A 24,382-nucleotide genomic window follows, 5' to 3' on the forward strand; every position below is an offset into this window, starting at 1 on the left:
AGCTTATGTTATAATTAATTCGTTATGTTAATATAAAATTGATACTAATAATTATTTATATAGCCTCTCTTTATTGGGCAGAAAAAGAGAGGTAGTGTTATCAGAAATAGAGTATTTTATTGTAAGGAGATGAAGATATGGAATGGATAGTACGATTAAATAATGCTGTTAATTATATTGAAGAGAATATAAAAGAAACTATCGATTTAGAAGAAGTATCTAAGATTGCATGTTGCTCAACTTATCATTTTCAAAGGATGTTTTCCTATATGGCAGATGTACCATTATCAGAGTACATACGCCGTAGAAGAATGTCATTGGCAGCCGTTGATTTACAAAGCGGTAATGAAAAAGTGATAGATATTGCTCTAAAATATGGATATGATTCACCAACAGCATTTAACAGAGCTTTTAAAAATGTACATGGTATAACACCCTCCCAGGCAAAAGAAGAAGGTACAATATTAAAAGCATTTCCTCCTATCAGCTTCAAAATAACAATAAAGGGAGATAGTGAAATGAATTACCGAATTGAAAAGAAAGAATCATTTAGAATTGTAGGTGTTTCAGAACCATTAGAAACAGAAATTGAGAAAAACTTTGAAATTGTTCCAAAAATGTGGAGCACAGCTTCAATGAATGGAACAATACCAAGGCTTACTACCATGATGGACGGAATGCCTATGGGTATGCTTGGAGTAAGCTCTTGTAATGAATCCGATAATTGGAGATACTATATTGCAGTTGCAAGTAATCAACCAATAGAGAATAATTTAGAAGAATACATTGTCCCTAGCTCCCTATGGGCAATATTTTCGGGAGAAGGAACTAGTCAGTCTATGCAGGAGTTAGAAAGAAGAATTGTAACTGAATGGCTTCCAACTTCAGGATATGAATATGGAAATGCACCAGATATTGAGGTGTATATTAATCCTGATCCGGAGAATGCCAAGTATGAGGTTTGGATTCCGGTTTCCAAAAAAGAGAATTAAGTATGGTGCATTTGGTATATTGTGATGACAAATCAAAATTCTAGGTGGTGTTATTATGTCAATGTGGAATCCGTGGCGTGGTTGTTATAAATATAGCGAAGGATGTAAATACTGCTATATTCATAAAGGTGATGCCAAACGAGGAGTAAATACAGGCACAATTGTAAAAACAGATAGTTTTGATGCTCCTGTTGCAAAGAATAAAAAAGGTGAATATAAGATCAAATCTGGTCAAACTGTGTACTTATGTTTTTCTACAGACTTTCTTATTGAAGAGGCTGATGAATGGAGAAACCAATGTTGGAAAATGATAAAAGAACGCTCGGACCTAAATTTTATTTTTCTTACCAAAAGAATCGAAAGATTTATGCAATGTATTCCGAATGACTGGAACAATGGTTATGATAATGTAACTGTTGGCTGCACTGTTGAAAACCAAGATAGAGCAGACTTTAGGCTCTCTCTATTTGCCAACCTTCCAATAAAGCATAGGAACATAATTTGTCAGCCACTTATTGAAGAGATAACTATAGCAAAATATCTGAATAATATTGAATTGGTGGTAGTTGGTGGTGAATCTGATAGAAATGCAAGACCGCTGAATTACAAATGGGTTTTGTCCATTCGAGAGCAATGTATAGCGAAAGGAGTTCGTTTCGAATTTAGGCAATGTGGGACTCACTTTATCAAAGATGATAAAAAATACACACTTAATGTCAAAGATTTATGCATTCAGGCCAGAAAAGCAAATATTAACTGTTAATAGCTCGTTTAGAGAAAGGCTTGGAGTATGAGTATAATGTAAAGTTATGTTAGTTCGCCTTCTCTTAAATGTATCAAGGACTTACACTAATACAGTAAGTCCTCTTTTTTATTCCTATATCAACAGTATTATAAAAAACTCCTAGATTTAGTAAATCGCTACATTAATATATGGTACGGTGAACCGTCGTTTTTATGATATACTTTATAAGCAATATTATTATTAAAACAACTCTAGGGTTCCTTTTTTAATTGCTTTTTGTTCTGCATAATATACCATAACTCTAGCTAATAAAAGGTAAACAATTCCCACAATGAACTCCCCTACGAGCAGTTCAAATAATCGATTTCCATCATAACCTGTAAATATCATTTTTGCAGCCTCTATACTTCTCGTAAGCGGTAATATCTGAGATATTATTCTTCCGCATATTGGCAACTGAGTTACTGGAAAATTCGATCCTGTAAAAATCAGAATAATAAAACTCATCGTATTTAAGATTAGATGCATCTGATCCGTCAATAGACCAATCGTACCAAGAAATAATCCCAATGAGCAAGCTCCCATCATTGCAAAAAGTAAAATTAGAAAGTACATCCCAAAATTAATTTTATGAAATGGTAAACGAAATAATAATCCGCCAGCTAAGAATCCAAGAGTCGTTGTTAACATACATACAAGACAGGGAAAGAAACCTTTTTGTAATATAATCTGTAACTTTGATATTGGCGAACAAATAATCGAGCGAATTCTACCATAACAACGTTCCCCGTAAAAAGAACTCCCCAAAGAAAAGATACAAACATTTGTGCACAAAAGATACGAATTGCCGATAACCCATTTGGTCAAATCATTAGTTTGAAATGCAAAACTAGCAAGTAAACAATAAAACACAAGTGACAAAAATGGATACATTGTATCTAGTGTTATGAATTCCTCAACTTGAAAAGGTCCTAAATGCCCTTTAAAATCCAGATAACTCATCTTTAAAAAACTTTTCATTCTTAACTCACCTCCAAAGTTGCTTTTACACGTATTTGCCTATCAATAATTATGTATAACCACCAAGTGAATAGAATACAAACAACAATGCTTATTGTGCTTATGAAAAACATTTTGCAATACTCTCTCACTGATATCACACCACTAATACTCATACGAATTAATTTAATAACCCATGTAATTGGAATTAGTTTGGCAATCACTTGTGCCCACTGTGGCAATATTTCGATTGGGTAGCTAAAACCACATAACATAATAATAGGAATCTCAAGCAGATTCATATAAAGTGTAGTTTTTCGCGATATCATCAGTAGATAAGCAATACAGAGCGCTATTGCTGAGAAACTAATCATAGCAAGTATTAATGATATTACCAGATAACCTGGACTACCTATCTGTATACGATCTCTCGTAATTATTCTTGCAGTAAAATATGATATTACGATTGCAGACATGGATAGTATCGTATTTCCTACGATTTTACCAAAAATAATGTAACCAAAACTTGTAGGAGAAGCATATATGAGAGGTAATGTTCCCATATAACGCTCACGATTGATGTCACCGATCGAAGAGAAGCAAATACACCCCCATAATGCCATCAAACCTGAACCAAACACCACATATGCTAAAAAATTAGTTTCCTTCGAGTTTAAAAACATCATGTAAAGAAAAAAAGTATTCATAATTGGATTTACAATCAAACAAAATCGAAACATAGGTCTAACCCAAGAATTTCGTATCTGCAAGCGAATGGTCTGCAAAATCACATTCATCGATTTTCCCCCTCCTTAAATTCACTATTACTTGATTCAATCAATTTTATGTACACATCTTCCAAAGTTTGATGATCCTTTGTTGCATGTTTCTTTTTCAAATTCTCTGGCGTATCCAGTGCTATCATATTCCCATGATTTATAATTGCAATTCTGTCACATAACTCATCGGCTTCATATAAATAATGAGTTGTTAATATTACGGTCCTACCTTTATCCCTCATATTTAAGATAATACCACGTAGCATCTTAGCACCAATCGGGTCTAATCCTACTGTTGGTTCATCCATGAAAATAATTTCGGGATCATTAATTAATCCCCTTGCAATTTGCAAACGCTGTATCATACCTTTGGAATAAGTCTCAACTAAACAATCCGCCTTATCTGTTAACTCTACAAGTTCAAATAACTCTTGTACTCTTTGATCGATCATCGAACTTGGTAACTGATACAAACTCGCAAAATAAAGCAAATTATCACGTGCTGAAAGTCTTCGGTATACCCCCATTTCTCCTCCAAATATAAAATTAATTTTCTTACGAATCTTTTTGCTTTCCTTCTCCACATCAAGCCCAAGTACTTTGCAAGTACCTGCTGACGGTGCTAACAGCGTAATCATCATCTTGATTGTCGTTGTTTTTCCAGCACCATTTTGCCCTAATAATCCAAAGACCTCTCCCTTTTGCACACAGAAAGAAAGACCTCTTACTGTATTTACCGAGTTTTTCTTTGGTCGAACCCAACCTTTTTTCGTTTCATATTTTCGTTGTAAATTCTTCACTTCCACTACATTCATTTTCTACCTCATTTCTGCGCCACTTTTGTAATGCCAAGTTTGCGGATGCAGCGCTGACACAAACTTCTTATTTTTCATTCAGCCATCGTTCGATGTATATCGTATACTATGTTAATCGAACAGTATAAAAATGTCAAGACTTTATAAATACTCCTTACTACACTTTACATATATAAAGCATTTTTTTATGAAGTTACTAAATAACTATGCACAATAAAATAGAGTATAAGAATCCACTGATTAAATAACTAATTCAATGATTTCTCATACTCTGCTCATATTGTTTATTCTATTATTGCAAAAATGTATCCTGTAACACCTTGATACAATTTTGTATGGTACGTTTCGATATACTATAGCATTTGGTACTTCCTACTGGCTCTTCATGCACTAATCCACTATCCCTTAATGCATTCATATGATGAGATACCGTAGAAGTTGCAAGTTTCATTTTCTTAGCAATCTCAACTCCAGTTAAATGTTCTTCCTTATTCAATAACAAAAGTATCCGATATCTTGTATTATCTGCCATTGCCTTCAACTGTTCTGGTATATTCTGTTTCTTTTCCCGAAGACGTTGAAAGTCATAAAAAAGAAATTGATCTTTTTCAAAAACTCTACAGAATAACACTGGAAAAAAGACGGAGGGAATAAAATAGAAGGTTTTGTATGGGCCTCGGTTATAGCAGTTTTTTCCCATAAGTTCTTCCGAATAAGAAAAAGGTTCTTTTGTCTTAAGTTCCTGAATGATTACATTCATTTCTGCTTCAATTGTCGACTGTTGACTATCTAAATATTGTTCTGCCGCCTCATTTTTAAGACTCTCTACAAATGTAAAGAACATATGAATTAAATTCTTGGTATCCTGAAAAAAGAATTGAAATGCTATATACTGTGAAAACAAATCAGGATGCTTCTCAAAGAACTCCTGCTCCCCAGTCTCACTATGAATAGCTGTCAAAATCTCTTCTTTTGAAATACTCTGAAAATAAATTCTTAAAAATTCTTCCTTTGGTAATGAAACCAAGTACTCTTCATAACCTTTCAGCGTAAATTTCTCAATATCATAATTCATAAAAAATTCAAGCATTCCCATACTAAAGTCTTTCTTCATACTTTGAAATACTTCGAACAGCCAACGAAACTTTCCTGCCGTCGCTACCTCTTTCTTTGCTCCATACACCTTCCCAATATTCTGATTAACCCCATTGGGTGCCAATTGCTCTAGCGCTACAAACAAATATTCCATTTCTCTATGATATACTAAATAGGAATTTTTTCCAATTAATTTGTACATGTTAACTCCCATCTAAAGAACTAGTCCCTAGTTTTCATAATAATCTATAATGGTATAAATTATATCATAACTGATATTAAAATGTAAGCAATTATGTTTTATTAACAATAGAAAGAGATTTCACCAAAGAAATTCATCCATTTATTTAAAATATCTTTACTTCGAGCCTCAATTACATCACAAACATCATTAAGCGTTCTTTCTGGTATTTTTGAATTATTATTTGCTAACAAGCATTTCCCATTACGCGTAATCCAAACTTTTGTAGTATTAGGAGCAGGAACACCTTCTACTACATGTACATGTATAGGTTCTAATGGTTGTCCTTCATTCGCCCAAAAATACACAACATATCCACCAACCTTAAAAATTTGAGGCATTTCCGATTCCCCCTTGCCTTGCAAATCGAATTATCAAATGTGCTGTGGACTCTAATAGTTCTTGATACTTCTCCATTTCTGTTTTATCAAATCCAATAATTTCTTCCCAATGATAACTAGGTAAATAGCATACCGCCGAGTGAAATCCGCCTTCTACTGGTTTTTCTATATAAACTTTTACATACTCACCATTATCATCATTTTGTAATTCAGAATGAACAATCTCAGTATTATCATCTAGTTGCATAAAAGGATACATCATTATAAACATCACCTTTCCAAATTATATTATAATTCCCAATCTTCTATATTTATATTATAACATTGGGCATTTGAATTTAACAATATGATTATTTAATATGATATTATATCAATGAAGTTATGATGCTGATAGAATTGATACAGCTATTGATGTGCTAAAATATGTGTTGAAGCAAACTCAAGAAATTTGCGTTTAGGGTTGTATTAATGGTACATGAGTCAGAGTAAGCAAGTTTGCATAGGAAGATGAGACTTGTCCATTTAACTCATCTCTTTCAATTAACAAACCAACTTTCGTCAATCTCACCATTATGACCTTCTCCATCCTTTGGTAATTGTTGGACGTTGTCGAAAATTGTTAAGGGAATTCATTATGTAAACCGATAATTATATAGATAAGGCGGAAGATTATTTCTTCCAATTTATCTATATAATTATCAAATGTATTTAAAAAAATTATTGCATAAGGGAGATGTTTTCATGAAAAGAAAATCTAGTTTATTTGTAAAATTTTTAATAGTGGCCATGATATGTATTATTATACCATTGGTCATTAGTGGCATTTATTCAGTTAACTCACTTTCAAATTCTTTAGAAAATGAAGTAAAAAAATCATTGAACAGTGCAGCTATTTCAAATAAAAATTATATAGATGTAGCTTTTAAAGATCAAATGGATTTAGCGACATCTATTTCAAACGAAAGTGAAGTTGTAAACTATTTTAAGGAATTTAAAAAAACTAACCAACCAAATCCAGCAGTATTAACTCATATGTCAAGCAATTTGGAAACTAAATACAAAAATTCAAATGGATTATATGAGAATATGATTTATCAAATAATTTCTTCTGATTTAAATAAAGTAACAGTAGCTGATGCTATAGGTGGAAAGTCTATTGGGGATAAAAGACCAGTTACTCAAGATGTATTAAAAGCCATTGAGCAAGAAGGCAAAACTAAGATTGGAAATATTATGGCTTCTCCTGCAACCGGAAGACCTGTTATTACAATAACCGCACCGGTTTTAGATACTGACACGAAGCAGTTAACAGCAATATTCCTAAATTCAATAGATTTAAATACATTAGCCCAAAATATTGTTAAATCAAACTCTGATAGTAATATTAAAAACTTTATAATAGATTCAACAGGTGTTGTAGTTTCCTCGGAAAATCCTTCACAAATATTAAAACTTAACTTTGCTAAAGAAAAAGGAGATATGCCAGGTTTCTTTAAAACTATGAACGCTAAGAACTCAGGTATCGATTATTTTACTATGAATGGTGTAAGAAACATTGCTTCCTATACCAAAAGTAATATAACGAATTTATATGTTGTGTCCTATATTCCTGTGGAACAGTATATGTCAAAAATCAATAGTGTTAGAAATGGAATAATTACTGTAATTATTGCAAGTCTTCTTATATCTAGCTTATTAATATTATTTTTTACAAGAAGTATTACTAAACCAATAAAATTAGCCGTAGAATATATTAAAGTGTTTGCTTTAGGAGATTTTTCAAAGGAAGTACCAGAGAAAGCAATGAGTGTAAATGATGAAACTGGCGATCTCATGACTTCTTTAAACATAATGCAAAAATCAATCAAAACAATGCTTCAAACTGTAGTTAAGCAATCTGAGAAAATTGAAGATTCCGTTATTATAACTAATAAGAGCATGCTCGATTTAGAATATCAGATTGAGGAAATATCCTCAACTACTGAAGAGTTGTCAGCTGGAATGGAGGAAACAGCTGCTTCATCAGAAGAATTGAATGCTGCTTCAGTTGATTTAGAGGTAGTAGTAAGTATTATCTCGGAAAAAGCTCAAGAAGGTGCTGAAACCTCAGCCGAGATTAGTAAAAGGGCACAGGAATTAAAAGAAAGTGCAGTTACTTCTAAGAATATTGCTGAAGATATTAGAAACAACATATATAATAGTTTAAAACAATCCATAGAGCAGTCAAAAGCAGTGAATCAAATTAGTGAATTAACAGAATCTATTTTACAGATTTCATCTCAGACAAATTTATTAGCATTAAATGCGGCAATAGAGGCCGCACGAGCAGGAGAAGCCGGAAAAGGTTTTGCAGTTGTAGCTGAGGAGGTTAGACAGCTAGCTGAGAATTCGAAAAATATTACGAATGAAATTCAGCAAGTAACTAACATCGTAGTATCTTGTGTAGAAAACTTAAAGTGTAATTCTGAAAATGTATTAGACTTTATAGACTCCACAGTTATAAAAGATTATAATGCATTGGTTAATACTGGAGAACAGTATTATAAAGATGCACACTATGTTGAAAATCTTGTAAATGATTTTAGTAGTAAAGCTCAAGAGGTAAGCTCCTCTCTTCACATTATGATTAATGTTATAAATGAAATATCTACTGCAAATAATGAAATGGCTATAGGAACTGAAAATATTGCTGATAAATCATCTGCCATTTTACAAAAATCGAACGATGTATCAAAGGTAACCAACGATACCAAGGAAATATCTGAGGAATTAAAGACTATTGTTTCAAAATTTAAAATTTAATTTTATAATATCTTAAACCAATAACGATGAGAATATCTATTGTCAGTAGATTTTCTCATCGTTAACTTATATCTCATTTTTTATTTCTTCTCTTTTTGTTTATGTTTGATTTTTGTTTATTTTAGGATTATGACCAATATGCTTTTCCCATGTGCGTACAGTTGTAAAAAATAATTTAGATTATCATTAAAAAGGACTTTAACTCTATACATAGCGACTATAACATATAATTTGTGCTACTCCTTATCCATTAAAAAACATGCATCTATATTGCCTGTTTTCACATTTATCATACACTCATATTTATTTTTTCCATCAATTTCTGCAAATACCGCCCACATAGAATATTCGCTGGAAATCATATCAAGATAATTAAGATGATATACTAAAGTATATGTACCGTCATTACCACTATTTAGGTATCCTTTATCAGTAAATTCTTTATTGGCTATTACTACTGCCTCTTCTTCACTTATTTCTTCGCTACGCTTTGGAACTTGACCATGAATATATACTGTGCCAAACTCTTCTGTTTCAATACTATAATTATATGTCTTAGTACTTTTATTATTAGCTGAATTATCATTAGTGTTTACTTTCCTACACCTAAAAGAAAATGCTATCAGAATTATTATTGCAAAGCATATTAGTATTGTACTTATAAATATAGGCTTTTTCATAATTTTTTTATCTCCCTCGAATATTTTCACTTTAACAAATTTTAGCACTTTTAACCATTTTTTTTAATAACATTGAAAATCATTGTTGACTTACTTATCAGCAAGTGTAATATCAGTAGGTACTACTTTTTCAATGGTATCCGTTTCTCCGCCATTTAAAACATAAATAACCTTAAAATCACTTCCAGAATTTTTTCTAACAAGATCAGCCAACTCTGGTAATTTAGACAAATCTACATAAACAAAATGTGCATAATTCATGTCATCCTCGGAATATGAGAACTCAAATGGAAAAACGCCATTCTCTTCTTCCATCATGTCAGATCCATAAAAAATATGTTCCTTATTATCCGGTTTAATCTTAGATTCTACAGTTTTTGATGAAAGTGATTTGATGCTATATCCATCAAAGCAACTATATTTATTTTTTATTAGATTCACTGTAAGCTCTTTCTTTGTTGTTGAATCCGTTCCATCCCAACCAACTTCTAGATCAGCTGTAAGGCGTACTCCTTCATCTGTAACTTCATATTTATAATCCGTTATTTGTCCAAAGTTCAGTGCACTGGCTGTATCATTACTATCCACAGTATCCTTAACATATGACGAAAAATCCACTTTTATATCGGTAAGAGAATACTGTATATAATTAAGTTCACTGATGCTTATTTTTCCATTATTCTTATCTGCGATCTGATCTAAGTAATCAAAGGATAATCTTGAGTTTTGAATGAACTTAGTAATAAAAGTTTCTTTCCACTCTTCACTCTTAACCACATTCTGATCAAAATCGTCATAAGTAATTGCTAACTGAACAATTGCTCCCTTTAAATTGTCCCCCATCGTAAATTCCGAAGGATATTCATAGGCTTTAATCACAAGAGCTTCATAAGCTATATCTTGTTTCGATTCAGTTCTTTTCTTTATTTTGCTACTATTCTCACTTTCTTCTATAACTGTTGTGCTATTATTTTTATCTTTCTTTGTGTCCTTGTTCCATATAAAAAACACGAGAAACATAGCAAGTGGAAAAAACACACCGACTAAGATATAAAACCATACTCTCTTTTTTGCATTCTTATTCAACTTTTATCTCCCCTACTCTATGTTTGTATGTTCTATGATCTACCTGATAAGAAATCACCACTTGGATAGTCCTTTGCAATGCTCTTACCAGATACAGATTGAGATGTTATGAACTCACAGACACTTAATTGAACTTTCTTACTGTCTAACATATAACGATGTCCCCATTCATTCTAACATTGATTATTTGGTACATAACCTTCTTGTTGTTAACTAGTCTTATAACTACCTTTGTTACTTATACATTATCTTTCATAAAGAACTTATCCTTACACCCTTTATTTTACAATTATAACATTGTTTTACATGTTTTCAAGTGTCTATTATTTTTATCTAATTTTTGTGTTGGTTTTTAAAATATATAAATATATTTATATTGTTGCTAGTATTCAATAAAATGGTTTTCGATTCGATAAGACCACAATTGCAATTTTTGACTTTGGATCAAAACACAAGTTACTATTAAAGATTCCTATTACTGCATTATGCCAATAGACCTGATTTGTCTTATCATAAATGAAAAAAGTAAATATATCTGAAACTTCTAGATATATTTACTCCTTCTTATACAATTCATTTACTTTTAATGCTTACAGAATCCTATTTCAGTAAATCTCTCCGTTACTTGGTATGGTTCACCGTATCAGTGGCAAGTGAGGTTCATCCATTTAATAGCCCTACATTTATTCTACATAATTACGGTATAACATCAGATATAGTATATAAAAATACTGTAGTAGTATGTCTACGAATGTTTTGAATATTTTATCCTTCTAGGCTATTGATGAATCATTTCATTTATAGTAGGTGGATTAAGTAAATTAAAATCTGCTTTTATTTATTATTATAACAAAATTACATGTGGAATAACACTCGGGTCATGATTTGCTAGTGATTCAAGGCAGTTTGCATCCATACTCTGTTCGCGAATCCACTGTAATGATTTTTTTTGTTTATCCCTATCTAAGGAGATCCCAGATGTAATCATTTGTTTCCATGATTTCTCTGCATATCCTCCATCAGAGAAGAGTAAAACAAATTTTCCATCTACATTTTTTACTTTTACAGCAAACAATCCATCTGCATGGCCAGGAATATTAATAAGCTCTATACTACCATCTCCAAATAGGTCATAAGATTTTCTTACTGGGCCTTCTGTATCATTCCAGTCAAACTCTGTAAGACTGACATCTTTCCACCATTTCTTTTTATATCGTACTGCTGAATGTCTTTTTGCACATTCTACTTCATCCAATGCTACCAAGATTTTCTTTGCATCTTTTACTAAGCCAACACCGTTCGCGTGATCGCAGTCTAAATGTGTTAATAATACATAATCAAGATCAGATGTTTTCAATCCTAACCTTTTAAGTTGTTCATCAATCGCTGCACCTTTTTCAATCTTTCCCTGATTTACTAAATAAAGAAATAGTGAACCTAATGATTTTATCTGCGCAGCTTTATCGAGTGTACCATTGGGACTCATATTTCTATGCCATCCACAATCCACCAAAATTTTTCCCTGTGGATGCTCAATTAAATATACTGAAACAGGAAGCCATAAGCGATTTTCTTTTCTTCCAAAAATGCCAGAAGCTTTTATTGCACTACAGTTCTCTCCTCCAAATGGCAAATCTGGTGATACACATACATAACCTGTATGCATTACATGAATTTTAATTTTATCCATCATTTCATTCCTCCTTAAATTATCTTCCATTAATGACTCCAGCAAATTTTGCTCCTATGCTGAGAGGTACAATCCTTGATCCAATATTAGCCATCCTCGTAAAAAAACCATGATACACTACAACCTTTCCCTTCATCATTTTTTTATATCCATACTCAGCCACTTCTTTTGGTATGGCAGGCTTCATAAATGTGAACATTTTTGATTTTTTCATCTCACTTTCTATTTCTGATATTATGTTAGCACATAGATTTTTCTTTTTCTGCGACAAAACAGAGCAAAGTGTCTAAACTTTGCTCTGTTTTTAAAACTCTATTAATTTTAATGTCTGTGTCACAACCTTATCTAAGCTGTTGAGATCTACTTCGTATGGATTTGATAGCCAAAAGGTATATGCTGCAATTACTTCTGATGCAGCCATCTCTAAAACTAGTTGATAATTATTCTTATTATGAAACCGATATTCCCGTTCTAACAAGTGGTATTTAATAGCACTTTTCCACTTTTGAACAAATCGATTATTCAAATTTGAAACTAAAAAGGCATAGAAAAGGCTTTTATGCTTTTCAACATAATTAATCGTATCTTGGTAATATTGCAGATAACCTTCAGCTTTTATTTCTGGATTCATCAAATGTTGATTTAAATGTAACAGCTGAAGAATATGATAATTCTCCACTTCCTCAGTCAATTCATCTATATTCTGATAATATACATAAAATGTACTTCTGGCTACATGTGATACCTGTATTAACTCCCTTACACTGATTTTATAGGCAGGTTTCGTTTTCCATAATAAAATCAATCCATCATATAATGCAGTCTGAGCTTCTGTGATTTTCCCAACTTTTATTTCAGTAATTTCTAAATACGGATTTTTCATATCAAAACCTCTCTTCTAAAATCGACTTATTTGCTCCCTTCTCCTAATTAATAAGATAGAATAACAGAGTGATTTTGTCTCCTCGATAAATTACTATTTGTCTATTACACATACTTGTTACTAATATTATTATAACAGATCTTGTAAATACACTATTACTTATGATACGGTTCCCCGTATCACAACTAAGTCAATGTTTGAAATCTTTTCACAATCTGTTCACCGATTTGTGTACCGATACCTCCTAACAGTTCTTCCCTTTTCTCTTTTAGAAGCTCTTCCTCATCCTTTGCCAGAATATAAATATAAAAGGCAGGTAGATATTCGGAATCAAGTTGTAATATGTCAGCAATTCCACTGATATCTTTTAAGGTAGAGAGGGCTCCCTTATAGTTATAAAAATTAATTGGAGAATCTAATCCAATTGAGATCCTCTTAAATAAAGTTACCGTATCATATGTCTTAAGATTGGTAACAACACGATTTGTTTCCGCTTTCACAATGTCACTAACCATCTGTTCAAAGGATTCAATTTGCATATACTTACTATATCTCGATATAAATGATAATACAAAGCCAGAAGAATTTTTCTTCGTATTCTCTAACATTTGACGAATTAGCTCCGTAGATCTATCCCCATAAGACAACCCATTTTCTTTCTGTAAATACGTTTCAATCTCATCTATATGATTCATTAATTCCAGTTTCACAGCATCGTCAATAATCTTAAAATTCTCACTCCTCTTAATCAGAGAATGATACCTTTTACTATTACGCAACAATTCTGCAAGTCGTTGTGCTAACAGATAGTCCACTGTGTCTTCTTTAATCTCTTCATTATGATAATATTCGGTATAATATATCTGCCTCAACACAGTCAATAGCCAAGAGTCATTCCATTGGGACAGTGCATTTGCTTTGATTGCTGACTTTTTATCGCCCAATGGAAACCAAAGACCTGAGATGTCAAATGGTATCAATACTTCACTACTACGCTGTGTTTCTGATACCGTTTCACCTAAATATTTCTTCACCAAATCTTTTACGATTTGTTCAAGTATATAATCCGTTTTAATAACTCTATGATGATAGATAATATCTTTATAGCTATTATATCTTCTCTTTACAAAGTCCTCTACTGAACTTACTGCTTTTAATGGAACACTGAATTTAATCTCTCCATTTTCGATATTCATCTGCATATCATTAATAATCCTGCTATACTCTATCTTTCCAGAATCCATTCCTGAATTGAGTACATCTCTAGTCACATAATCCAAGCGATCTCCATCTAAACTAGAATCAATAATCCTATGAAGATACCCGAAGGCTCCATCTTCTGCAAAAATTCTTTTTACAGTTTCTAATATAATCAGTTCAAATAGATTCTCCTGATATTTATCATCATCAGCTGAAATAGGTGCAATAATCTTGCTTAAAATACCCTCGCTGATCTCGTCACCCATTTGTTCATGTAATTTCCTATCACCCTCAAAGTACTTCGACATGATCTCTACAAATTCTTTCGCATTTTTCTTTTCACTAACTGCCTTGTCCTTATATTCCAGATAGACACCCTTCAATGCGAATTCCACGATATGACTGAATGGTGGATGCCCGATATCATGCAACAGTGCCGCTGCCCGAATGGATTGGATAAGAATAAGATACATAATCTTATACTGATCTGGGATATTATTCGGTATCAGAGAATGCCTTAACTTATCCAACCCAATTTGTGGCATTGCCTCTGGAAGTCTACCACCTAATTTTTCGTTACAAATATCTGTCTGTTGTCTTAATTTATCTAAAATCACGATATATTCTCGATCAAAAATTACAAAGAATTCACTCAACATGGTATCCGTAGTATTCAATGCGGACTGAAAGAACATGTCCGAGCAAATCTTCATTGTTCCAATGGAATGTTCAAATCGTTTGGTTCGATTGGTTGGAAATGTAAAATATACTGTAGAATTCTGATATACATCATGAAGACGATTAAAACCGATGGTTGAAACAATTCTTCTTTCATATTCGGTTAATGAAATCAATCCATGAATGGAATCGTTTAAATAAATACCTTTTTTCAAATTATGCCTCCTACTTTTTTCTCTATTATAAAGTATTTGTTCTCATAATTCTACTAATTCAGCCTATTTACTTATTCAGAGAAACTGACTGTTGACCGCAGTTCATTCATATACCATAGACTCTTTTACTACATAATGATATCAACATATCTTAAACTTAGCTCTTTATAGGCATATAAATTTTAATACTAGGACATTCTGCTGGAGATAATTTATTATCTTGTACATACCATTCTTCAATCCACTTAATTTTAGGATTTAATTGATATCCATTTAACCCGCTCCAGTTCATAGCATCACTCCATGTTCTTGGAAGTTTATTGAAATTAGTATTACAGGTTATAAAATCCCCTCCATTTAGAACTTCTTTCTTTATTCGCTTATTGTTAATAGTAACTTCATCATTTACTGTAACCATAGCAATATACCATCTCTTTATTCCTTGTCGTTTATTGTTATAATTATGATGAGCAAAAAATTTATGTTTTTCTGAGGTGTTTAATATATTATTAGCTTTAGCCCAATTTAATAAAATATCCCATGCCTCATATGGGGCTTTTTCCTCTTCTCCAAAGACCTTACACATTACAACAGTAGTATCACTTAAAGCTTCAACTGAAAATTTACTTTTTTCACATATTGGCATATATAAATCTACAGTATAATCAAAATCTTCATTGATTCCCTCTAGATGTTCTTCTAACATTTGATGCGAACCAAAATCATATTTACTTAGTTTTACCCACGTTTTAAATCGTTGCCATGCTTTTGGTATATCATTAACTTGAACAGTAGTTACTGCATATAACCCACCTTCTAATTCTTTTGACTTTACCCTATCATCTTCAACATTAAAATTATCGTCAATAGTAATACATACTTCATAGCCATATTCATCTAAACCTGGCTCACAATCAGGGGTATCATATCCAAATAATCTAAATTTACTATCACCGGCAGTTAACTTATTTTTTTCCGCCCATTGAAGCAAAACTTTAAAAGCATTATATTCAGGATTTTTACCATAATAGCTATAATATGCGACTTTCATAGGTTCTACTTTCTTTAAAACTTTAATATCAGGATATTTTTCTAGTAATTCTTTATCCTGTACTTCATAATATTTATCCAAGACACTCATCCTTTCAAAACTATACTTTACATTCATTTCTATGTACATAGAAGGATTACATCCCACAATTTGCTTAAAACTTCTAGAAAAGGCTTCGCTACTCTCAAATCCGTATTTAATTGCAATGTTCATAATGGTACTTTTTTTAGCAATAATATCATCAATTGCAAGATTCATACGTCTTTTTCTTATGTATTCCTTAACCGAATGCCCTGTCAATGCAAAAAACATTCTATAAAAATTTGAAAGCGACATATATGCATTCTCGGCTACAATACTCAAATCAATGCAATTATCTAAATTACTTTCAATAAATTCAATAGAGTTTTGTATTCGGTCATAATAGTTCATAAGAGGTTCCTCCATAAATTGTTAATATCATATGATAATTCTATTATAATAAAATAAACATCTTGTTACCCGACATTTTTTCCAAAAATATCATTATATCTAATAATAACTATAAATATAGGCTATTTTAATGAATTGTAAACTTTCTTTAATAGTCTTACCTTTCTTTCATAGAGGTGATGATGAAGGCACATAGCGCATAAGGCATAATCATACAGTGTTGAACCCATTTCTAATGTTCACTTGCATCCTAATGATTTCCTTCTGGATGATGTAATAGAATCAAGAGCAACAATGGTGCCAAGAAAGTGCCAATGATAATCAATATGGATTTTGATAAAGTTTCCAATTTATTCATTCATCGCCCAATAATTCTAGACATAATAATAAGGGTATAACCACAAAAATAGATTTGATTATACCCTTATTTCACTTATTTCAAGTTGTATTTGTAATATTAGTAAAACTCTACTTATTTATGGTACGGTTCACCGTAACGGGCGTAGGTTTTCTCAGTGTTACTCTAACAACTCTTAAGAGTTTGAAACAGGTTTCCAAAAATCTGGAGTTGCGGATTCATTTGGTAACATAGCGGAATATTTTTTAACACCTGTAGGATTATTTAAATTGAAGGTTTTCCATTGATTAATATTAGGTGACCCAAAGCAAATATCCACCTCCATCTGCATAGGATCAAAAACCAGAGACCATAAGGTTCCCATACCATCTTCGTAATGATGACAGCAAACTCCTTCAGGCATAGTAGTTGATAGTATCTTCTTAAGTTCTGCTTTACTGATCTTTGGCAATGATGCTTCAATACAAGCTTTTATAGCATTATGCCTGACAATTGAATGTTTTACTATTGGATACCCTAGCTCTTTCATGGAAGGGATATTATAATGATTAGTAGAAAACAAGTATTTATCATTTTCTGTATTTCCCGCCATCTTTAAAGCTCTTTTTGATGCTGCAACCTCAATTAATGCAGCATCACCGTAACGATCTGCTATTATAAAATTTCTATAGTCTGCTATTTGCATGGAATCAAATAGTTCTATAGCTTCTTTAACGGTTTTGCAATTATTCAAAATTGCTCTTACAACCACCGGAAATACAAAACCTTCTTCAGTGTATTCCGGATTAATAACCCCTGCCGACGTCGTTATACATAATCCATGTTCATTCATTCCGTCAAACCGGCCAAAAACTTGACATCCAAAACCTATTTGATTGTACTGTCCCTTTATTCGTGATTCAATAAGTAGGGGCTTCTCGTTCCAGTGAAAATCATAATTTCTTCCTAAATATATTTGACTGTTTTCAGATATAGAAGGAGTTAATACAATATGGCTGCAGTTACTCAATCTATTTTGTAGAAATGCGAAATAGTAAACCACATCCTCAGCATTAGCTCCAATGGCATCAGCAAAACCTGTAATTTCATCATTGGTACCAGGACAGAATTTATCATACAAATCCATTACCCTGGTCAACTGATGCTTCGAAATCTTACTCCCCCCCATGAAAGGTGATGTCATTGCCGTGATAAATGTTTTGTCATCTTTGAGCATATTGCCAAGCTGCTTACCTGCTTCATACGCAGTACCTTCTACTACACAATGTTTGAACTCCATGACCTTACTTTTCATATCATTACCTCCAATTTCCTTTAGTTAAATACAGGTTGTCTCTCTTCTTGATGTTTAACTATAACCATAGTATAATAAAACTGCAAATTTTATTTTGATGTTTTTTACCAAACTTATTCCACATCACTTTAGTATCCTACCATTTCTTATATCAGCATTGGAGGTTTTAAATATGAATTATTATGACAACATTCAGAGAGCTATTGACTATATTGAGTTAAATTTGAAAGAAGATATCGATGTATTGTTAGTCATTCAAATGTCACATTTCTCAATTACACACTTTTATAGGATTTTTCAGGCGATGGTGGGGGATTCTGTTAAGAGCTATATTCAAAAGAGAAGGCTGAGCAATATCGCTACTGAACTTGTTAACTCCAATAAACGCTTAATCGATGTAGCCTTTGAATATGGATATAACTCACAAGAAGTATTTACCAGAGCATTTAATAAAGCATTTAACATTACCCCTGGAAAATACCGTACGCAAAAAAGCAAAGTTGTTTTATATAAAAAAATAAATGTCTATGAAAGAATGCTTGCCAATCAAGGCAGAATTATTTATATAGAACCTCAAATCATTCTGGATAAAGAGTTTAAACTCATCGGAATGAAGGAAACAGTTAAACCCGGATCTGAAAGGATTAAAAATCTATGGGATAGTTTCACTTCCAAAAAATCAGAGATAAAAAATATTCTTACACAGGATACGGTACTTGGCATATGTGAGTATATGCCTAACATAACAGATGAGAGCGAGTTTTCATACTTTGCAGGTGTCGAAGTGAAGGATTTTTCTGATATCCCTAAAGGAATGTTGATTAAAATCATTCCGAATTCGAAATATGCTGTATTCACTCATAAAGGTTCATTATCCAAACTAAAAGATACTTATAACTTTATATACGGTGTTTGGCTGCCTCAATCCGGGTACGAGTTGGCAGAATTAGATACAATAGAATTATATGACAGCAGATCAAATGCTGCTGATTCTGAATTTGACATTCACATACCTCTAAAATATTGATAGTATTCCGGTTATGAACATTTTAGACCCCTTATAGTTTTCCTATTGTGCATAAGTATTTTTTAATTTAGGATTTGACACGACATACAACAGCATTATCTCCCTTAAAGCCAGTGATACCAACAGTTTTAGAAAAAGTCTATGTCACTTGTGGTACGGTTCTCCGTATCACTTCCAAGTGAGATTTTACTTATAATTACAGTTCTTCTATATCTGCTATATAACTTAAGATTCTTAGCTGAACTAACTTGCGCTGTCATGCACTATAATATCAAGTATATCTTTTATACTGTCAGCAAAATATGTTGGATTAACATCTTTTAATTCCTCATAACTTCCATATCCATACGTAACAGCAATTGTATCTATGCCATTTTTGTTTCCACCGATTACATCATGTTTTCTGTCTCCTATCATAACTGCCTTATTTAAATCTTCAATTCCAAGTTCAGAAAAAGCATATTGAATTACTTCCGCTTTATATGTTCTTGTTCCATCAAGATTACTTCCCACCACCAAATCAAAATAATTTTCTAAATTAAAATATTCCAATATTTTTTTTGCAAAAACAGTTGGTTTAGATGTAGCAACTATTAAAACCTTATCTTTTTTCTTTAACTCTTCTAATAATATTGGTATTTGTGGATATACTTCATTTTCAAAGATCCCTTGTTCACCGAAATACTCCCTATAATATTCTATAGCTTGCCTAGCTTCTTCATCAGTAAATGAATAAAATTCTTTAAAGGACTCTCCTAATGGTGGGCCTATAAACGATTCTAATTCTTCTAAATTATCTACTTTTATATCATATTTAGCTAATGCATACTGGACTGATTTTGTAATTCCAACCTTTGGATCAGTTAAAGTACCGTCTAAATCAAATAATATAAATTCATATTTTTTCTTTTTCAAATTACTTCCCCCTCGTCTTCATAATGATTTAATTCAGTAGTTATCTACAGATTTAGGAGAGTTTTTGTATTATTTTCTTTTCACTGGAACCCACATTCTAAATCCAGAAGGAACTCCTCCACTTAAAAACCAATCTTCATTAAAAACATGTTCTTCATAAAAAATCCCTTTCCCACAATCAAACTCATAGGTATCTGTATTTTTTACGAAATCTACAAAAGCTTGACTTGCTTGAATCATACATAAAGCCATATCTAAAAATCCATTATCATCATAAGCGTTTAAGGCAACGTCACTTACAAGGTATAATCCATTAGGTCCATTTTCTACACTTTTTCCAAAAAAATCTTTTGTATTTGCTTCTTCCTCTAACAAGAACATCATAGCTTTATATGGATGCTTAACATGTTCACTTGCATCCTCATGATTTCCTTCTGGATGATGTCCTATGGGAGCGACTCCAACATACTTCCTTGCCGTTTTATCCTTTAAATTCTCATTTGCCCACTTTCTCAATTGATTCCAAGCTACCTCTTCTGCATCAAAACAATCCTCATCAAACGATACTACATGAGAATTTTTTATTTCTCTAACATAAACAAATGGTTTTTCATTCACTTCAAAACGCCCCTCTCTCATCGATTCTTTAATATTCAGAGGAGAAATTGATGTATATTTATTTCCTAATTTAATCTCTTTTGGTGTTTTTCCAAACTCAGCCTTACAAGCTCTGGTAAATGATGATTGATTATCATATCCATAGAGATATGCAATCTCTAAAATACTCATATTCGAATTCACAAGTTTTTGCGCCGCATACTTTAGTTTCAATCTTCTAATATAGTCTTGTAAACTCATATCAAATAGAAACAAGAAAAATCGTTGAAAATTAGTTTTCGACATGCTAGCCATCCGATATAAGTTATCGAAATCGATCTCTTCTTCCACATTTTCATTTATGTATTTTAGACATTTTTGAAATTCTTCGAAATAAGCCATCTTTCTTCCTCCAACATAAAATGTATCATAAAAAACGCTTTTAATCTTTAGCTGTAGACCCCAACTGATGTATATTCTATTCACTACTCAGGTACATATATACAAGAAAAAATTTATTCTGAAGTGTCAGACTTCAATAAAGAATATAATATCAGATCAACAACACCTTGACCTTTCCAAACACATCCTTGCCTGATTATTCCCTCTTTAACAAAATTATTTCTTTGCAATACATTCTGCGATTTAATATTTTCTGGCATAACAAAGGCTTGTATGCGATTAATGCCAATATCATTAAAGAAATAATCTGTCATTGCCTTTACAGTTTTTGTAGCGATTCCTTTACCCCAAAATCTGTCATTGAGTCTGTAACCTATTGTTATCATGTTAATATCATGAGAGTAGTCAAATATTTCAGCTACACCAACAATATTGTTAGGCTCACTATTTAGGCAGATACCAAGAAATATCTCTTTTCTTTTATTAAAATCTCTTTCAAAATGTCCGATCATATTAGCAACAGTATCTTTATTCTTTTTAAGCTTTACTGGAGAGTATTGAAAAAGCTTTTCATTGCTATATATTTCGAAAAGGCTATCAAGGTCAGATATTTCAATTTTTCTTAATGTTATTTCATCTGCTACAATATGTGGAAATTGTTCATATGGATTTTTGCTCATAACTATCATACTCCTCTCGTACAAAATATATCATTTAAAATCCGGCTATACATTGTCCTGCTTTATTAGAATACTACTCATATATTTTTCTTACACTGGATATAACAATCTGTTTAAATGTGTTATTCTCTTTCCAATATTTTTGCCACCCTTGCTGTATACCATAGGGATATATCATATTTCATTTGTGGTTTCTTCGATTAATAATTATTGTATATAATTATATCTCATATAAATTATTTGGTAAATAATTCTAACAAAAAAATTTCTCAACCACATTATAACTTATGGCAGAGGAACTTTATATTCTACGTATTATCTCATATTTTCAATTATCCGATTTTAGTAAAAACGCCCCTATACATAGGATACGGTTCACCGTATCATACTCAAGTGATAATACTTTTTTATTGATTATTTACTTTAAAATATTCATTAGCATGTATCAAAGCAAAATCTGTATATAAATTATAGATTTCATACCACTCATAACCTCTTAAATAATCATAATCTTCTGCTTTAGTTTGAAATGTCATACTTATTGTTTGTTCTAAAGGTTTCACATTTAATAATGAATATATTACTGTAATATTAAAATTTTTAAACTTATGTGCTAATATATTTGATGGATGTTCTTCATCAAAATGAAAATCTGTATCTGACTTACTTACTACAATCATATATTTTAATTGATTCGACAATTGCTCAAAGTTATCGTATAAATATTTTATAATATCATTTTCCTTTTTCTTAAGATTAAACTGCTCTTTTCTTAAATCTCCTGATATTCTAAATATTATTGGTACATATTTATTATCTCTTTTCATTCCTGGTGTTACTTGTACCATAGTTGTATCCTTTAATTCATCATTTTCATAAGCAATAGTTCTTTTTATAGTATTATTTTCATCATTACTCTTATTTGCATGAACAGTTATATGAGAAGACCCATCAATTAAATTTCCTTCTTTAACTTTTTGTGAATCAAATAATTCTTTAAATTCATCAACATCTTTTCCTACAATACATGATTTAATTCCACCATTAAAAGTTATATTCAATTCTGTATTTCCCTTTACTTCCTTTATCCTAAATAGTTCTTTATCAATATTATTTACTTTTACACAAAATTTTACTTCAGACATATTTACCTCCTAGTAATATAAAAATATTATTTATATATTACTACCATCTTTTGCATTAATCTATCTTTTATTATAACTTCATATACATATTCTTATATTTATAGGATTTAAAATCAACCTTTTTCTAGAACTAAAAGAAGAAGGAGAACCTCCTCCATCTGGGCTTGGCTCTCCTCCATTACTTAGTTAACTTATTAAGTTATCATTTATATTAAGTTCTATTGATTCAATCTCTTTTTCTTTATTTTATAGTGCTTTTTGAGAATAGCATATACAACATTTTCTTTTATACTTTCTTCATATATAACTTAATATCTATATTATATTCTTTAATTTTACACACTATCCTTTATTTATGGTACGGTTCACCATATCATATGTATAGGGGCGTTTTACTATAGTATTATTTTGGATTAAATTCATCAAATAATTCCTTCATGAAAATTAACAATCTAAGTTACAACTAAAAAGCACCCTACGATTATATGATAGGGCGCCAATTAATAACTCTACAGCCTTCCGTCTATTTAAAGTTGTCATTGGTCGAGAGTGGATTACTCTCCATGATTTTCTCAACCTCCTCATACCCAGTTGGATATGCAAAATTATAACGTGCTGGAAGAGCAAAGACGTATTTTGAGTTACTTCCAAGCTTGGATGGTCCGATAGGAGCGGCTCCTAAAGCTATTTCTTCTTTCACAACCTGATTCCATTGTTTTAAGGAAAATACCATGATTGGTATATCCTGATAGGGGTCTGCTTTTGTCCATCTCGGATGTCTAAGAATAATCTCCTTACCAGATTCCACCACTTTTCCTGTATCATCTCCTGATATGGCTGTACCCTGCCAATCTTCTGTTAGTACGGAGTAGCCTTCCCAGCTTGCCGGAAGTGTAAAATCAAAACCATATTTCGTATTACTGTATATAATATTAGTTTTCACTTGCGTTGTATTTGGTGATGCTTGTGCCGTATTGTCGCTTATCTTTGAAGGATTTGAAGTGGTAGTTGCTGTATTTGAATTACCGCTTTCCTTATTTACATTACCATTAGAAGTATCATTGCTATCGACTGGAGTTTCAATATTATTTGATGTACCAATGCCTTTCGCACTATCTTTTGTATTTGCATTCCTTGTGGTATATACACCCAGCTTATATGCTGTGATACATAAAATTACAGTAGTAATTACGGATAGGAATATAATCCATATCGTTTTACGTTTTTCATTCATGATTGG

Annotated in this window: 23 protein-coding genes; 4 read left to right on the forward strand and 19 right to left on the reverse strand. The window is 31.8% G+C overall.

Translation table 11 applies throughout. The annotated features are described in order from the left end of the window. The first annotated feature begins 137 nt into the window (after positions 1-137). Both bsdtb5_RS16055 and bsdtb5_RS16060 read left to right on the forward strand, forming a co-directional pair. Complete coding sequence (locus tag bsdtb5_RS16055) at positions 138-992, forward strand: AraC family transcriptional regulator (RefSeq protein WP_271712985.1); 855 nt, start codon at positions 138-140, stop codon at positions 990-992. Between the two features lie 55 nt (positions 993-1,047). Next, on the forward strand, positions 1,048-1,755 hold the full coding sequence (locus bsdtb5_RS16060) for a DUF5131 family protein (RefSeq protein WP_271712986.1): 708 nt from the start codon (positions 1,048-1,050) through the stop codon (positions 1,753-1,755). A 222-nt stretch (positions 1,756-1,977) separates the two neighbouring features. On the opposite strand, the gene bsdtb5_RS16065 is transcribed toward bsdtb5_RS16060, so the two are convergent. The 6 genes from bsdtb5_RS16065 to bsdtb5_RS16090 all read right to left on the reverse strand — a co-directional run bounded on the left by bsdtb5_RS16065 (position 1,978) and on the right by bsdtb5_RS16090 (position 6,269). Continuing rightward, positions 1,978-2,757 (reverse strand): ABC transporter permease, encoded by a 780-nt coding sequence (locus tag bsdtb5_RS16065; RefSeq protein WP_271712987.1) that lies wholly within the window; start codon positions 2,755-2,757, stop codon positions 1,978-1,980. A gap of 2 nt (positions 2,758-2,759) precedes the next feature. Then, positions 2,760-3,533 (reverse strand): ABC transporter permease, encoded by a 774-nt coding sequence (locus tag bsdtb5_RS16070; protein ID WP_271712988.1) that lies wholly within the window; start codon positions 3,531-3,533, stop codon positions 2,760-2,762. After that, positions 3,530-4,330, reverse strand: a complete 801-nt coding sequence (locus bsdtb5_RS16075; protein ID WP_271712989.1) for an ABC transporter ATP-binding protein — start codon at positions 4,328-4,330, stop codon at positions 3,530-3,532. The genes bsdtb5_RS16070 and bsdtb5_RS16075 overlap by 4 nt, the downstream gene beginning before the upstream one ends. Before the next feature lie 292 nt (positions 4,331-4,622). Then, entirely contained in the window at positions 4,623-5,627 is a 1,005-nt protein-coding gene (locus tag bsdtb5_RS16080; protein ID WP_271712990.1) for an ArsR/SmtB family transcription factor, read from the reverse strand. Positions 5,628-5,728: 101 nt separating this feature from the next. Beyond that, on the reverse strand, positions 5,729-6,007 hold the full coding sequence (locus bsdtb5_RS16085) for a DUF4160 domain-containing protein (RefSeq protein WP_271712991.1): 279 nt from the start codon (positions 6,005-6,007) through the stop codon (positions 5,729-5,731). Continuing rightward, a complete protein-coding gene (locus bsdtb5_RS16090) occupies positions 5,991-6,269 on the reverse strand; it encodes a hypothetical protein (RefSeq protein ID WP_271712992.1) in 279 nt (92 codons plus the stop codon). Before bsdtb5_RS16090 ends, bsdtb5_RS16085 begins: the two co-directional genes overlap by 17 nt. Positions 6,270-6,748: 479 nt before the next feature. On the opposite strand from bsdtb5_RS16090, the gene bsdtb5_RS16095 reads away from it, so the two are divergent. Next, on the forward strand, positions 6,749-8,809 hold the full coding sequence (locus bsdtb5_RS16095; RefSeq protein ID WP_271712993.1) for a methyl-accepting chemotaxis protein: 2,061 nt from the start codon (positions 6,749-6,751) through the stop codon (positions 8,807-8,809). Positions 8,810-9,045: 236 nt separating this feature from the next. Here the strand turns inward: bsdtb5_RS16095 and bsdtb5_RS16100 are convergent, their stop codons facing one another. The 8 genes from bsdtb5_RS16100 to bsdtb5_RS16135 form a co-directional block, all read right to left on the reverse strand. Continuing rightward, the gene (locus tag bsdtb5_RS16100) at positions 9,046-9,489 is read right to left on the reverse strand and encodes a hypothetical protein (RefSeq protein ID WP_271712994.1); all 444 of its coding nucleotides are present in this window, start codon (positions 9,487-9,489) and stop codon (positions 9,046-9,048) included. Between the two features lie 90 nt (positions 9,490-9,579). Further along, complete coding sequence (locus tag bsdtb5_RS16105; protein WP_271712995.1) at positions 9,580-10,575, reverse strand: hypothetical protein; 996 nt, start codon at positions 10,573-10,575, stop codon at positions 9,580-9,582. Positions 10,576-11,419: 844 nt separating this feature from the next. After that, the gene (locus bsdtb5_RS16110) at positions 11,420-12,265 is read right to left on the reverse strand and encodes an N-acyl homoserine lactonase family protein (RefSeq protein WP_271712996.1); all 846 of its coding nucleotides are present in this window, start codon (positions 12,263-12,265) and stop codon (positions 11,420-11,422) included. Between the two features lie 19 nt (positions 12,266-12,284). Continuing rightward, complete coding sequence (locus bsdtb5_RS16115) at positions 12,285-12,479, reverse strand: hypothetical protein (RefSeq protein ID WP_271712997.1); 195 nt, start codon at positions 12,477-12,479, stop codon at positions 12,285-12,287. A gap of 90 nt (positions 12,480-12,569) precedes the next feature. Then, complete coding sequence (locus tag bsdtb5_RS16120; RefSeq protein ID WP_271712998.1) at positions 12,570-13,148, reverse strand: hypothetical protein; 579 nt, start codon at positions 13,146-13,148, stop codon at positions 12,570-12,572. A gap of 185 nt (positions 13,149-13,333) precedes the next feature. Continuing rightward, complete coding sequence (locus bsdtb5_RS16125; RefSeq protein ID WP_271712999.1) at positions 13,334-15,241, reverse strand: HD domain-containing protein; 1,908 nt, start codon at positions 15,239-15,241, stop codon at positions 13,334-13,336. 157 nt (positions 15,242-15,398) lie between these two features. Beyond that, positions 15,399-16,724 carry an AraC family transcriptional regulator gene (locus bsdtb5_RS16130; RefSeq protein WP_271713000.1) on the reverse strand — a complete coding sequence of 442 codons (1,326 nt, stop codon included), beginning with the start codon at positions 16,722-16,724 and terminating at the stop codon, positions 15,399-15,401. Between the two features lie 533 nt (positions 16,725-17,257). After that, entirely contained in the window at positions 17,258-18,376 is a 1,119-nt protein-coding gene (locus bsdtb5_RS16135) for a C45 family autoproteolytic acyltransferase/hydolase (RefSeq protein ID WP_271713001.1), read from the reverse strand. A 172-nt stretch (positions 18,377-18,548) separates the two neighbouring features. On the opposite strand from bsdtb5_RS16135, the gene bsdtb5_RS16140 reads away from it, so the two are divergent. Continuing rightward, complete coding sequence (locus tag bsdtb5_RS16140; protein WP_271713002.1) at positions 18,549-19,403, forward strand: AraC family transcriptional regulator; 855 nt, start codon at positions 18,549-18,551, stop codon at positions 19,401-19,403. Positions 19,404-19,646: 243 nt separating this feature from the next. Here bsdtb5_RS16140 and bsdtb5_RS16145 read toward each other — a convergent pair whose 3' ends face one another. From bsdtb5_RS16145 to bsdtb5_RS16165, 5 genes are all read right to left on the reverse strand, one after another. Then, positions 19,647-20,318 (reverse strand): HAD family hydrolase, encoded by a 672-nt coding sequence (locus tag bsdtb5_RS16145; protein ID WP_271713003.1) that lies wholly within the window; start codon positions 20,316-20,318, stop codon positions 19,647-19,649. 69 nt (positions 20,319-20,387) lie between these two features. Then, the gene (locus tag bsdtb5_RS16150; protein WP_271713004.1) at positions 20,388-21,317 is read right to left on the reverse strand and encodes a helix-turn-helix domain-containing protein; all 930 of its coding nucleotides are present in this window, start codon (positions 21,315-21,317) and stop codon (positions 20,388-20,390) included. A 113-nt stretch (positions 21,318-21,430) separates the two neighbouring features. Further along, positions 21,431-21,997 (reverse strand): GNAT family N-acetyltransferase, encoded by a 567-nt coding sequence (locus bsdtb5_RS16155; RefSeq protein WP_271713005.1) that lies wholly within the window; start codon positions 21,995-21,997, stop codon positions 21,431-21,433. A gap of 407 nt (positions 21,998-22,404) precedes the next feature. Beyond that, on the reverse strand, positions 22,405-23,142 hold the full coding sequence (locus bsdtb5_RS16160) for a hypothetical protein (protein ID WP_271713006.1): 738 nt from the start codon (positions 23,140-23,142) through the stop codon (positions 22,405-22,407). 523 nt (positions 23,143-23,665) lie between these two features. Next, positions 23,666-24,376: a hypothetical protein gene (locus bsdtb5_RS16165; protein WP_271713007.1), complete on the reverse strand. Its 711-nt coding sequence runs from the start codon at positions 24,374-24,376 to the stop codon at positions 23,666-23,668. Positions 24,377-24,382: the final 6 nt, after the last annotated feature.

Source organism: Anaeromicropila herbilytica (assembly GCF_016591975.1).
GTDB lineage: Bacteria > Bacillota > Clostridia > Lachnospirales > Lachnospiraceae > Anaeromicropila > Anaeromicropila herbilytica.

What these genes read in the sequence shown, in the direction of transcription:
- bsdtb5_RS16055 (WP_271712985.1), top strand. Translation starts at nt 138, where the DNA reads ATGGAATGGATAGTACGATTAAATAATGCTGTTAATTATATTGAAGAG.
- bsdtb5_RS16060 (WP_271712986.1), top strand. Translation starts at nt 1,048, where the DNA reads ATGTCAATGTGGAATCCGTGGCGTGGTTGTTATAAATATAGCGAAGGA.
- bsdtb5_RS16065 (WP_271712987.1), bottom strand. Translation starts at nt 2,757, where the DNA reads ATGAAAAGTTTTTTAAAGATGAGTTATCTGGATTTTAAAGGGCATTTA.
- bsdtb5_RS16070 (WP_271712988.1), bottom strand. Translation starts at nt 3,533, where the DNA reads ATGAATGTGATTTTGCAGACCATTCGCTTGCAGATACGAAATTCTTGG.
- bsdtb5_RS16075 (WP_271712989.1), bottom strand. Translation starts at nt 4,330, where the DNA reads ATGAATGTAGTGGAAGTGAAGAATTTACAACGAAAATATGAAACGAAA.
- bsdtb5_RS16080 (WP_271712990.1), bottom strand. Translation starts at nt 5,627, where the DNA reads ATGTACAAATTAATTGGAAAAAATTCCTATTTAGTATATCATAGAGAA.
- bsdtb5_RS16085 (WP_271712991.1), bottom strand. Translation starts at nt 6,007, where the DNA reads ATGCCTCAAATTTTTAAGGTTGGTGGATATGTTGTGTATTTTTGGGCG.
- bsdtb5_RS16090 (WP_271712992.1), bottom strand. Translation starts at nt 6,269, where the DNA reads ATGATGTATCCTTTTATGCAACTAGATGATAATACTGAGATTGTTCAT.
- bsdtb5_RS16095 (WP_271712993.1), top strand. Translation starts at nt 6,749, where the DNA reads ATGAAAAGAAAATCTAGTTTATTTGTAAAATTTTTAATAGTGGCCATG.
- bsdtb5_RS16100 (WP_271712994.1), bottom strand. Translation starts at nt 9,489, where the DNA reads ATGAAAAAGCCTATATTTATAAGTACAATACTAATATGCTTTGCAATA.
- bsdtb5_RS16110 (WP_271712996.1), bottom strand. Translation starts at nt 12,265, where the DNA reads ATGGATAAAATTAAAATTCATGTAATGCATACAGGTTATGTATGTGTA.
- bsdtb5_RS16115 (WP_271712997.1), bottom strand. Translation starts at nt 12,479, where the DNA reads ATGAAAAAATCAAAAATGTTCACATTTATGAAGCCTGCCATACCAAAA.
- bsdtb5_RS16120 (WP_271712998.1), bottom strand. Translation starts at nt 13,148, where the DNA reads ATGAAAAATCCGTATTTAGAAATTACTGAAATAAAAGTTGGGAAAATC.
- bsdtb5_RS16130 (WP_271713000.1), bottom strand. Translation starts at nt 16,724, where the DNA reads ATGAACTATTATGACCGAATACAAAACTCTATTGAATTTATTGAAAGT.
- bsdtb5_RS16135 (WP_271713001.1), bottom strand. Translation starts at nt 18,376, where the DNA reads ATGAAAAGTAAGGTCATGGAGTTCAAACATTGTGTAGTAGAAGGTACT.
- bsdtb5_RS16140 (WP_271713002.1), top strand. Translation starts at nt 18,549, where the DNA reads ATGAATTATTATGACAACATTCAGAGAGCTATTGACTATATTGAGTTA.
- bsdtb5_RS16150 (WP_271713004.1), bottom strand. Translation starts at nt 21,317, where the DNA reads ATGGCTTATTTCGAAGAATTTCAAAAATGTCTAAAATACATAAATGAA.
- bsdtb5_RS16155 (WP_271713005.1), bottom strand. Translation starts at nt 21,997, where the DNA reads ATGAGCAAAAATCCATATGAACAATTTCCACATATTGTAGCAGATGAA.
- bsdtb5_RS16160 (WP_271713006.1), bottom strand. Translation starts at nt 23,142, where the DNA reads ATGTCTGAAGTAAAATTTTGTGTAAAAGTAAATAATATTGATAAAGAA.
- bsdtb5_RS16165 (WP_271713007.1), bottom strand. Translation starts at nt 24,376, where the DNA reads ATGAATGAAAAACGTAAAACGATATGGATTATATTCCTATCCGTAATT.